The sequence below is a fragment of the Acidovorax facilis genome, assembly GCF_023913775.1.
In the GTDB taxonomy this organism is placed as follows: Bacteria; Pseudomonadota; Gammaproteobacteria; order Burkholderiales; family Burkholderiaceae_C; genus Acidovorax; species Acidovorax facilis.
Map to the genome: position 1 here is coordinate 1 of NZ_JAMXAX010000164.1, position 11760 is coordinate 11760.

The 11760-nt window shown below is 64.9% G+C and carries 9 protein-coding genes; 1 reads left to right on the forward strand and 8 read right to left on the reverse strand.

What is annotated here, in order from left to right:
* From NFX52_RS27050 to NFX52_RS27065, 4 genes are all read right to left on the reverse strand, one after another.
* Positions 1-1222, reverse strand: a 1222-nt coding sequence (locus tag NFX52_RS27050; protein ID WP_252635901.1) for a sigma-54-dependent transcriptional regulator, incomplete at its 3' end; no start/stop codon positions are given.
* An 11-nt stretch (positions 1223-1233) separates the two neighbouring features.
* Positions 1234-2937, reverse strand: a complete 1704-nt coding sequence (locus NFX52_RS27055) for a two-component system sensor histidine kinase NtrB (protein ID WP_055395023.1) — start codon at positions 2935-2937, stop codon at positions 1234-1236.
* 8 nt (positions 2938-2945) lie between these two features.
* Positions 2946-3173, reverse strand: coding sequence for a PP0621 family protein (locus NFX52_RS27060; RefSeq protein WP_055395021.1), 228 nt, complete (start codon positions 3171-3173; stop codon positions 2946-2948).
* A complete protein-coding gene (locus NFX52_RS27065) occupies positions 3170-3967 on the reverse strand; it encodes a cytochrome C assembly family protein (RefSeq protein ID WP_055395019.1) in 798 nt (265 codons plus the stop codon). The genes NFX52_RS27060 and NFX52_RS27065 overlap by 4 nt, the downstream gene beginning before the upstream one ends.
* A 69-nt stretch (positions 3968-4036) precedes the next feature.
* Here NFX52_RS27065 and ffh point away from each other — a divergent pair, with 69 nt between their 5' ends.
* Positions 4037-5416: a signal recognition particle protein gene (gene ffh / locus NFX52_RS27070; protein WP_055395017.1), complete on the forward strand. Its 1380-nt coding sequence runs from the start codon at positions 4037-4039 to the stop codon at positions 5414-5416.
* Between the two features lie 90 nt (positions 5417-5506).
* On the opposite strand, the gene NFX52_RS27075 is transcribed toward ffh, so the two are convergent.
* The 4 genes from NFX52_RS27075 to NFX52_RS27090 form a co-directional block, all read right to left on the reverse strand.
* Positions 5507-6169, reverse strand: coding sequence for a C13 family peptidase (locus NFX52_RS27075; protein ID WP_055395015.1), 663 nt, complete (start codon positions 6167-6169; stop codon positions 5507-5509).
* Positions 6170-6611: 442 nt separating this feature from the next.
* Positions 6612-8621, reverse strand: coding sequence for a glucans biosynthesis glucosyltransferase MdoH (gene mdoH, locus NFX52_RS27080; protein WP_055395013.1), 2010 nt, complete (start codon positions 8619-8621; stop codon positions 6612-6614).
* Complete coding sequence (locus tag NFX52_RS27085; protein WP_238385499.1) at positions 8594-10165, reverse strand: glucan biosynthesis protein G; 1572 nt, start codon at positions 10163-10165, stop codon at positions 8594-8596. Before NFX52_RS27085 ends, mdoH begins: the two co-directional genes overlap by 28 nt.
* Before the next feature lie 181 nt (positions 10166-10346).
* Positions 10347-11711, reverse strand: coding sequence for a sigma 54-interacting transcriptional regulator (locus NFX52_RS27090; RefSeq protein ID WP_353848501.1), 1365 nt, complete (start codon positions 11709-11711; stop codon positions 10347-10349).
* Positions 11712-11760 lie beyond the last annotated feature (49 nt).

An 11760-nucleotide genomic window follows, 5' to 3' on the forward strand; every position in this document is an offset into this window, starting at 1 on the left:
CCAATGGGGTGGGGGTGCCAGAGGGCCAGTCCACATGCAGTTCGTCCCCGTCGCTGAGTGCCACGGCCCGGTGCAACAGGTTTTCCAGTTCGCGGACGTTGCCGGTCAGGGGGTGTGCGGCAATGGCTTGGAGCGCATGCTCTGTCAGAGAAGGCACTGGCATGCCGGATTCCTGGGCGATGCGCGCCAGAAGTGCGGCACACAGCACAGGCAGATCTTCACGCCGCTCGCGCAACGGGGGTATCACGATTTCGATCACGTTGAGCCGGTAATAGAGATCCTGGCGGAAGCGGCCCGATTGCACGTCGGCGGCCAGGTCGCGGTGTGTGGCGCTCACGATGCGCACATCCACCGTCTCCTCCTGGGTGGAGCCAAGAGGCCGTACGCTGCGCTCCTGGATGGCGCGCAGCAATTTGGACTGCATGGCCAAGGGAAGGTCACCGATTTCGTCGAGAAACAGCGTGCCGCCACGGGCTGCCTGAAAGTAGCCGTCCCGATCCTGGGTGGCACCGGTGTAAGAGCCTTTCCGGGCACCAAAAAATTCTGCCTCCAGCAGGTTCTCGGGGATGGCGCCGCAGTTCACGGCCACCAGGGGACCATCGGCACGCTGGCTGCTGGCATGCAACGCTTGCGCAACCAGTTCCTTGCCCGTGCCGGATTCTCCATGAATCAGCACGGGCGCCATGCCCCGTGCCACCTTGGCCACGCGCTGCTTGACGTTGCGAATGGCCTCTGAGGTGCCCACCAGCCGGTCCAGTGCGGTGCCTGCCGCCAAGGGGTCTGCGCTGAACGCCCCCTGCCGACCCTGTACGCCGCCGGTGCGTGCGGCCCGGGGCGCGGGGACACCCCCGGTGCCTTGCACGGCCGATGCGACGACCGAGCGGAACTGCTTGAGATCCACGGGTTTGGTCAGATAGTCGAAGGCACCAGAGCGCAGGGCTTCCACGGCGTTCTCGGCAGAGCCATACGCTGTCATGACCACGCAGCGCTCCCGGCGCTGCTGGTCGCGCAGATCCTGCAGCAGTTCCATGCCGAAACCGTCGGGCAGGCGCATGTCGGTGATGACGGCGTCAAAGCGGTGGGCCTTGAGCTGTTCGCGCGCCTCCTGGACGCTGGATGCGGTCTCCACCCGGTAGCCTTCGCGCAGCAAGGTCAGTTCGTACAAGGTGCGCAGGTCGGGTTCGTCGTCCACGACGAGGATGGATGCGGTAGGTGCGTTCATGGCAGGGCGTTTCAGACCACGATGGTGTCAAACAGCGTGGCAGCATCGGCAGGGCGTGTGGTGCGGCGAAAGCCGACGGTAAAGGCGTTGCCGCCCACCTCGCCCCGCAGGGTGGTGCGGGTCAGCCGCTGGTAGCTGATGGACGCTCCATGGCGCTGGCACAACTCGCGGCAAATATAGAGGCCCAGGCCGCTGGAGCGGCTTTCGGAGGAAAAAAACGGTTCGAACAGGTGACGCTCCACGGACTTGTCCATGGGCGCACCGTCGCTCCAGACTTGCAGGCTGGTCTGGCCGGAGGGCAAGGTGCGGGTGGTCACCGTGAGGGAGTCAGGCTCCTGTCCCACATAGCGCAGGGCATTGTCGAGCAGGTTCACGAGCACGCGGCGCAGGTGTTCGGTGTCGAATTCCACCTGCGGATTGCCCGCTTCCAGCATCACTACTGCCCGGCGCTGCACGGGGTCCTGGGCCTGCCAGTCATTCCATATTTGCGACACCGTTTCGTCCAGGGGCAAGGTGGACGCGGGCGCATGGCTGATCTGGTGCTGCACGCGGGCGATGTCCAGTACCTCCTCGGCAATGCGTGCGAGGCGGTCGGCGTTCTGCTGCACCATGTGGGCCAGGCGCTTGTGTGCCGGGTCGTGCAGGTCTTCTTCGAGCAAGGCATTGGCCTGCACGATGGCTGCCAGCGGGTTGCGGATCTCATGGGCCACGGCGGCGGACATGCGGCCCATGGCCGCCAGCTTTTCCGTGCGCAGGCGGGCTTCCATCTCGCGCAGGTCGTGCAGGAACATCACGCACAGGCGCTCGGTCTGCGTCTGCCGCGCTGCCTCGCGCGTCGAAGTCAACCACGTGCGTACATGCAGCCCGGTGGGGCTTTGTCCCGGGTGCAGGAGGTCTACGTCGGCGGTCTGGGGCTGTTCCTGGCGGAAGGTGCGCCGAGCCAGGATCACGAGCGGATTCCAGGGGGCCGCGGATGCCAGGATGAATGGCAGCTCGGGCAGCGAGGTGCCCCCGAGCAACTGCAGCCCTGCGGGGTTTGCAATGCGCACAACATCGCTTTCGTCCACGACCAACACCCCGTCGGTCAGGTTCTGGATGACCAGTGCGCTGACCTGCGTCTGCACGCGGGCAGCAACCTGGCTTTGCTGCGCCAGTTCCTGCTCGCGCGCCAGGCGTGTTGCCAGTTGGTGCACGAGATAGCTCACGATGAAATAGCCTGTGCCAGTCAGCGCGCTTTGCAGGTAGCGCGGTGCGTCGTCGCCCGCAGTGCCCGAGCCGAGCCACCAGGCCCAGCCCAGCAGCAGCAGCGTGACGCCTGCTGTGGTGCCCAGGGCCAAGGTCAGCGTTCCCAGCACGGCTGCCATCAGGATGGGCAAGCCAAACAGGGGGGTGTAGTTCATGGTGCCCGCGTTCAGCAGTTGCAGGGCGACAATCGCTGCAAGGTCAACACCAATGGAGGGGAGCCATTGGGGGCCGGTCTTGGGTGATGGCGGTCTGTGCCTGCCGAGCACGCGCAGCATGACGGCGGCCACAAGATAGGCCACACACACTGCCAGCACGGCGGGTTCGGTGGTTTGGTTGATGGCCTGCCCGGCCCCTTGGAGTACCAGCAGGGCCAGTGCGACCATGACACGGCCCGTCAGAAACCCGCGCCACAGGCGCACAAATGGCGCATCCATGGTGGACGCAAAGGTGCTTGCGGACAGCGGAGGCATGGTCGGTTTCAGACCGGGCCCAGGCGCCGGTGTTCTGTGCAGCAGTAGGCTTGTTCGCCCACCATCAGTGCGTCTGCCTGCGGAATGTGAACGCCGCAGTGGGCACAGGCCAGCATGTTCTGCGGGAGGGCCAGCGGAGGTGCAGGCGGCTTGGAAGCGTTTGCATCCGGCGCGCGTCGGCTGCGCCAGATACCAATGGCGATAGCCAGAACCACCAGCAAGACCAGGTATTTCATGCGCTGCGGCCCAGGACGACTTCCATGACAAAGCGGGAGCCCACATAGGCCAGCAACAGCAGCGCTGATCCGGCATAGAGCACGCGCACGGCATTGCGTCCCCGCCACCCGAAGCGTGCTCGGCCCACCAGCAACGTGGCAAACGTGATCCAGGACAGCAGCGAGAACACGGCCTTGTGGTCCCACCGCCAGGCCCTGCCGTACAGCGTGTCACCAAACAGCCAGCCCGCCAGCAGCGTGGCAGTCAGCAGGATGAAGCCCGCCGTCACAAACCGGAAGGTCAGGCGCTCCAGCGTGAGCAGGGGGATGCCGCTGTGGGGATCTTCGGCCTGCCGGATGCGTTGCTCTGCGCGTGTCATCAGCCAGGCGTGCACCACGGCGGCGGCAAACAAGCCGTAGCAGGCAATGCCCAGCGCCAGGTGCAGCGGCAGCCAGGCGGAAGCCGTCACATGCAGCGGCTGGCCCGGAAAGAGCATCGCCAGCACAATGGCAACCGCCCCCAGCGCTGCCAGTATCCAGCGTGACTGCATCTGCGGAAACAGCTGCCGTTCCACCGCGTACACCGTCAGCACCAGCCAGGCGGTCATCGACAAGGCGGGTGCAAAACCAAATCGGGGGGAATCGCCCCACAGGCCCCATACCAGCACGGCGCCATGCAGCAACCAGGCCACCAGCAGTGCATTGCGCGCCGCTGTAGCGCCCAGCCGCGAGGATGCGGCAGCCGGAACGGCGTATGCCACGGCAGCGGCCAGGGCCAGGAGCCAGCTGGCAGGGGAAGCACTGGGTAAAATCATGGATCGCAGTTTAGCCTTTCGCCCCACCGCCAGCACCCTGGCGCGCAGGCAACACCGGACATCTCCCCTATGGCCTCCGCCCTTACCGACAAACTCACGCGCCTCGTCAAGGAGATGCGTGGCCAGGCCCGCATCACCGAAACCAATGTGCAGGACATGCTGCGCGAGGTGCGCATGGCCCTGCTCGAAGCCGATGTGGCCCTGCCGGTGGTGCGCGATTTCATCGCCCGTGTCAAAGAGAAGGCCCTGGGCCAGGAAGTGCTGGGCTCGCTCAAGCCCGGTCAGACGCTGGTCAGCATCGTCAATCGTGAACTGGCCGCCACCATGGGCGAAGGCGTGGCTGACATCAACCTGGCCGCCCAGCCGCCCGCCGTGATCCTGATGGCTGGTTTGCAGGGCGCGGGTAAGACCACCACCACGGCCAAGCTGGCCAAGCACCTGATCGAAAAGCGCAAGAAGAAGGTGCTGACCGTGTCGGGCGACGTGTACCGCCCGGCCGCTATCGAGCAGCTCAAGACGGTGACCAAGCAGGCCGGTGCCGAATGGTTTCCCAGCACGCCCGACCAGAAGCCGCTCGACATCGCCCACGCCGCACTGGATTACGCCAAGAAGCACTACTTTGACGTACTGCTGGTCGATACGGCGGGTCGCCTGGCCATCGATGAAGCCTTGATGAAGGAAATCAAGGACCTGCATGCCGCGCTGAACCCTGTCGAGACCCTGTTCGTGGTCGATGCCATGCAGGGCCAGGACGCGATCAACACCGCCAAGGCCTTCAAGGAAGCGCTGCCGCTCACCGGCATCGTGCTCACCAAGCTCGACGGCGATTCGCGCGGCGGTGCTGCGCTGTCCGTGCGCCAGATCACGGGCGCGCCCATCAAGTTTGCGGGGGTGTCTGAAAAGCTCGACGGCCTGGAGGTGTTCGATGCCGAGCGCCACGCGGGCCGCATTCTGGGCATGGGCGACATCGTGGCCCTGGTGGAGCAGGTCACCGCCGGGGTGGACATGGAGGCCGCGCAAAAGCTGGCGGCCAAGGTCAAGAGTGGCGACGGGTTCGATCTGAACGACTTCCTGTCGCAGATCCAGCAGATGAAGCAGATGGGGGGGCTCTCCAGCCTGATGGACAAGCTGCCGTCTCAGCTGACTGCCAAGGCAGGCGCACTGGACATGGACAAGGCCGAGAAGGACATCAAACGCAAGGAGGGCATCATCCAGAGCATGACGCCGCTGGAGCGCCGCAAGCCCGAACTCATCAAGGCTACGCGCAAGAAGCGCATCGCCAACGGGGCGGGTGTGCATGTGCAAGAGGTCAACCGCTTGCTCAAGGAGTTTGAGCAGATGCAGGGCATGATGAAGAAGATGAAGGGCGGCGGCCTGATGAAGATGATGAAGAAGATGGGCGGGATGAAGGGTATGGGCGGGGGCGGCATGCCCAAGATGCCTTTCTGAGCCCCCGGCGCTGAAATGCAAAAACCCTGAAGAGGCACGGCTTCTTCAGGGTTTTTTGCATTCGGGGGAGACGGGCTTGTGGCGCCCGGCTTATGGCGCTTTCGGTGCTTGCAACCAGTTCTTGAGAGGTTGATTCGCCCAGGCCTTGGCCTCGTCACCGACAAAGATGCGTGGCTGGGATGCGGGGACCTTGCGGCGCCTTTCCTGCGCTGCGATGGATTTCTGCGCCTCGCCCATCCAGTCGGTCACAGAACGGTTTTCTGCGCCCGCCTGGCCAAACAGCGCTTCGGCAAACGGTGTGTGGTCGCCTTTGTACTGGCAATTGAAAGTGGTGCGGCGGGCGTCCGTGGCAGTGAGCAGCACGCGGTTCGGAGCTTTCAGGGGCTCGATGAGCGCGCCGCTGTAGCAGGCGGAAAGCACCACCAGCGTTGGCACATCGTTGAGCGGGGCCAGCGCATTGCTAAGGATTTGGGGGGTGAGCGGCGGCAGGTGTTTGCCGCCCGCGTTGATGTTGAGCAGACCGGGGTTGCTGTGGGTCGAAATGAGCAGCAGAACGCGGTCTCGCGGGCGCGCCACTTCGGCCATTTTGGACATCACCAGCGCGAAGTTCTCAGGGGTGGCCTGCGGCCAATCGGCGCTCTGATCGCGTGCCGGGTTGGCCAGCTTGAGCATCAGCGCATTCGGATCGATGTCTTTGACCAGCTTTTCGGCCAGAAGCACGTCGTTGCGGAAAACCTTGGATTGCGAATGCATCGCAAATCCCGCAAAAATGATGCGCCCTGGGGGCTCGGGTGGTGGAGCCGGTGGTGCTGGCGCAGCGACTGGGGCCGGTGCTGCCACGGGAGCCTTTGCTGAGGGCGCGGCGCAGCCGGTGATGACAAGGGCCAGGGCGAGTGCGCTGGCATGGCACAGCCGCTGGCGGGCGACAGTTAAAAAAAGAGACGATTGCATCGATGACAGGGCCGCACACCGCAGAAACCGCGATGAATCGGTTTCACGCACAGGGGCCGGTTGGAAGGGATGCGTATCGTAACGGTGCCCCATCAGCGTGGGACGCCACTCTGATGCTGGGGAATTTGCTGTTTTTCGGTGCTAGCGCTTGTTGGTAAACATTTTATTGCTATAAATAATGTAGCAATCGCCAAAAAGCCGGTGCATGCACCGGCTTTTGGCTTGTTCGGCAATTGTCACATGCCTACAACGCTGCCAGCGGCGCTGGCCGTGCCAGCCGGCTTGCATGCAGCCAGGCTCGGCGCAGCACCGGCGGTGACCAGGACTCCTCGGGGATCAGCAACAGGCGTTGTGCGCGCATGGCCTTGCCCAACGCGATCTGGCTGGTGAACACGGCCAGCGGTATGGCCAGCGCCAGGGGCAGGCCCACAGGCATGAGCCACAGCAGGGCGCTGCTATCGATCACGGCGACACCCACGGCCAGCAGGGCAATCACCAGGCTCATGGGGGCCAGCTGGCGCACGGCGTGGCGCCAGGGCACGGCATGGGCTTCGCGCGGGGGCGACTTCCATTCCAGCTTCAGGCCGGTGAGCGCAATCAGCACGAACAGCGAATGCGCCAGCATGCGGATGGGGGCCTGCAGGATGGCCAGCACACTCTCCAGCGCGGCGCTCTTGAGCAGGCTGACGGCGCCGCCGTATTCCTTTTGCTCGCGGCGCATGAACACGGCGGCCACACCCAGGATGCGGGGCAGGAACAGCATGCACAGCGTCCAGGCCCACAGCGACAGCAATTCGGCCGGCAGGATGTGCCAGTTGGCCACCAGCTTGGCGCCCGACAGCCACAGCGCCGTGCCCAGTGTCAGGAAGGCGAGCCACAGCGGCGCGGAGAGGTAGGCCATGGCACCCGTGATGAACATCGAGCGGTGCACCGCGTGGATGCCTGGCTCGGCCATCAAGCGTGCGTTTTGCAGGTTGCCCTGGCACCAGCGGCGGTCGCGCTGCAGTTCGGCCAGCAGGTCGGGGGGTTGCTGTTCATAGCTGCCGATCAGGTCCGACACCAGCCACACGTGGTAGCCAGCGCGGCGCATCAGCGCGGCTTCGACAAAGTCGTGCGACATGATGCCGCCCGCCAGGCCACCATTGCCCTTGATGGGCGCGAGGGCGCAGTGTTCCATGAAGGGTGCCACGCGAATGATCGCGTTGTGGCCCCAGTAGTGGGATTCACCCAGCTGCCAGTACTGCATGCCCAGCGTGAACAGGCGACCGGTGACGCGTGAGGCGAACTGCTGCGCGCGGGCGTGCAGCGTGACGTGGCCGATGGCCTGGGTTGCCGTCTGGATGATGCCCGCCGTGGGGTTGGCTTCCATGAGCTTGGCCATCGAGACGATACAGTCACCGCTCATCACGCTGTCGGCGTCCAGCACCACCATGTAGCGGTAGTCCTTGCCCCAGCGGCGGCAGAAGTCGGCCACATTGCCGGCCTTGCGGTGCGTGCGGCGTGCGCGCAGGCGGTAGTACACCTGCACCTGGGGTTGCTGGCTGTGCTGCGCCAGGGCGCTGCGCAGTTCCTCCCATGCGGCGCGTTCAGCCTGGGCGATGGCGGGGTCATAGCTGTCGGACAGCACAAACACGTCGAAGGTGGCCCCGTGGCCGGTCGATGCCACCGACTCGCACGTTGCCCGCAACCCCGCAAACACAGTGGCTACGTCCTCGTTGCAGATCGGCATGATGATGGCCGTGCGCGCGTCGGGTGCCAGTTCATGCTCCACCACACTGCGCACGGACAGCGCATGCCTGTCGCCGCGCAGCATGACCCAAAAGCCCATCAAGCCGGTGAGAAAGCCGGTGACCACCCAGGCCGACAGCAGGGCGAACAGCGCGATCTGGCCGTAGCCCAGCCAAGGGTTTTCATACTCAGGCTGCACGCCGGCAAACAGGAAACTCGCCAGAGCCGTGGTCAGCACCGTCAGCACCGCAAAGGTCCAGCGGCGGCGCTGCGCAGCACCCTCCCATTCCTGGGCTGGCCGGTTTTCGGGCGATGCGGGAGGGCTGGTTTCGGTGCGACCGGTCAGCTTGAGAAGCAGGGCTGTGCCCATGCTGTTCCAGAAGCCACGCCAGGGCACGGGTGCCATGGAGCCCCGGTGGACGGGCGGCGCGGTGACGGCATTGGGATGCCGTTCCTCGCGCAGCGTGCTGCGTTGGGGGTGATGGGGCACCGGGGGGCTTACTCGGGAAGAATGATGTGCGTCCATGTTTCACTCACAGCGTTGTTGTCGTGTTGAAGAAAAGCGCGCAGCTCGATCGGGCGATCGGCCTTTTGGCGCTGTACGCGAACGGTCATGCGCCACTGCTCGGTGGCGGGATTGCGGTAGACGATGTTTTCCAGCACCTTGCCGTTGGCATCGCTGGTCACCACGGCTTTCACGGTGGCGTCAGCGGGCAAAGCCTTGAGGGCGGGGCCGTCGAAATCGACCACGTACTGCGCCTGCTGGCGCAAGGCGGCAGCGGTCTCTTTGGTGTAGCCCACGCCCCGACGCGATTGCGTGGCCCAGGCCCCCGGCGGCCGCTGCTGTTCATCGCCTTGCCAGCTCAGCTCGTAGGCAAATTCCAGGGGCTGGCCGGGGGCGGGCATCTGGGCGGGCACCCAATACGCCACGATGTTGTCGTGCGTTTCGTCGGGGGTGTTGAGCTGCACCAGTTCGACGCGGCCAGCGCCCCAGTCGTGCAGGGGGCGCACCCAGGCACTTGGGCGGCGCTCATAGCGGGCTTCCACGTCCTCATAGTTCGACCATTGGCGGTCGCGCTGCATCAGGCCAAAGCCTTTGGGATTTTTGGTGGCAAACGATGTGACCAGCGTCTGCTTGGGGTTTTGCAGCGGACGCCAGAGCCATTCGCCCTCACCCGTGGCAATCATCAGCCCATCGGAGTCATGGACCTCGGGCCGGAAGTCTTCTTTGCGGGGCTGGTTCTCGCCAAAGAAAAACATGCTGGTCAACGGCGCAATGCCCAGCGTGGCGATGGGCTTGCTGCCCGTGCTGGGCCGCACAAAAATGCGGCTGCGCACGGTGGTGGTGGTCTGCGTGCCCGGCTGGATGTCGAAGCGGTAAGCGCCGGTGGCACGGGGCGAATCCAGCAGCGCATACACCGTGACCTGCGTGGACAGGGGATCGGGCCGCACCAGCCAGAACTCGGTGAAGCGTGGGAACTCTTCGCCACTGCCACCCACGGTGTCGATGGCCAGCCCGCGCGCTGACAGGCCGTATTGCTGACCCTTGCCCAGTGCGCGGAAGTAGCTGGCGCCCTGGAAGACCACCAGCTCATCCTTGTAGGCGCTGGAGTTGAGGTGGTTGTGCAGGCGAAAGCCCGCAAAGCCGAGGTCGCCCCAGGCCTCAGGCCGCACCTGGTTCTTGCCGTAGTCGAAGTCCGCACGGCTGTAGCCGATGTGGCGCGCGCCCTGCGGTGTCACCTCGTTGATCAGCACCGGCTCCTTCTGGTACAGGCCCAGGTGGAAGAACATGGCCTCGAACGGCAGCTTTTCGGCGCGCCACAGGGCACGGTCAGGACGCCAGCGGATGTCGCGAACCTGGTCGTAGTTGAGTTTGGCGAGGTCGGCGGGGAGCTTGTCGCTGGATGCGCGATAAGGCTTCTCCGCCCGTTCCCGGGCGATGCGGGTTACGCTGTCGAAATCGAAGCTCTGGGCCTGTGCGGCGCCTGCCAACAGGGTGGCGGCCAGCGCTATCGCGGCCTGTGGGAGGTGGCCGGTGAAGCGTGAACAGTGAGAAAAAACAGCTTGCATGCTGAGACTAGGGCAAACCCTGTGCCAGCTTCAAAAAACTGTTTTAAATCAATGGCTTAAGCTGCTAACTGCATGTAAGCAGTTGTGCGACCCGTGGATTGGGGGGGAAATCCAGTGTTTTTGTCGCCGAATGGCGACAGCGGGGCAGGGCGCTAGAGAAAAACTGAATAAAATCAACGACCTAGTCGTGTCGCTCATCAGCGACGTCTTCGTTGTCCACAGCGTCGTTCTTGAAGTTTCCGGGGGTCAATGCGTGCTTTTGCAGCAGCCGGTAGAACTCCGTGCGGTTGCGCTGTGCCAGGCGCGCCGCGTCGGCTACATTGCCATCCGTCATCTTGAGCAGGCCCACCAGGTACTCGCGCTCAAACCTTTGCCGGGCCTCAGCAAAGCTCAGCACCTGGGTAGATGGCGTGCGCAGCGCGCGCTGCACCAGCGTCAGGGGCACCAGGGGCGTGGTGGACAGGGCACACACCTGTTCGACGACGTTGTAGAGCTGGCGCACGTTGCCAGGCCAGGCGGCCAGGGTCAGTGCCTTGAGCGCCTCGGGTGCAAAGCCTGACAGGCGCTTGTCGTACTTGCGCGCCAGCTTGTCGAGAAAGTGGTTGGCCAGCAGTGCGATGTCTTCGCGCCGGTCTCCCAGGGTGGGCAGCGCCAGCGTGACCACATTGAGCCGGTAGTAAAGGTCTTCGCGGAACTGGGCCGTGGCCATGGCGGCTTCCAGGTCGCGGTGCGTGGCCGAGATGATGCGCACGTCGATGGGAATCGACTGGCTAGCCCCCACAGGGCGCACCGCGCGTTCCTGCAGCACCCTCAGCAGCTTCACCTGCAGGGCGGGTGGCATGTCGCCAATCTCGTCGAGCAACAAGGTGCCGCCTTCCGCCGCCTGGAACAGCCCCTTGTGGTTGCTCACTGCGTCGGTAAAGGCCCCTTTGACGTGGCCGAACAGTTCGGATTCGAGAAGGGCTTCGGGGATGGCGCCGCAGTTGACCGCCACAAAGGGGTGGCGCGCGCGCGGGCTGGCGCGGTGGATGGCCTGGGCCAGCAACTCCTTGCCCGAGCCGCTATCGCCCAGCAGCAGCACACTGGCGTCCGACTGGGCCACCATGTAGGCCTCGGCCAGCAGGTCGGTCATGCGGTTGGAACGGCTCACGATGTCGGCACGCCATGCTTCATGGGCGTGGGCATGTGTGACAGCTGGGGCGCTCAGGGCCAGTGCCTGGGCAATCTTTTCCAGCAGTTCCTTGCCGTCGTAGGGCTTGGTGAGGTAGGTGAACACCCCGCGCGAAGTGGCTTCCACCGCGTCGGGAATGGTGCCGTGGGCAGTGAGCAGGATGACCGGCAGCGAAGGGTGTCGCGCACGCACTTCGTCGAACAGCGCGAGGCCATCGCGCCCAGGTAGGCGCACATCGCTCAGCACGAGCTGTGGGCGTGCCATGTCCAGCTGCGCTAAGGCCGCCTCGGCCGAGCCCACGGCGACCACGTCGTATCCGGCGGCCTGCAAGCGCAGCGACAGCAGCCGCAGCATGTCGGCATCGTCGTCCACCACAAGGACGCGGGCGCGGGGCGTTGTGCGGGATGGGGTGGGGGCGGCTGCC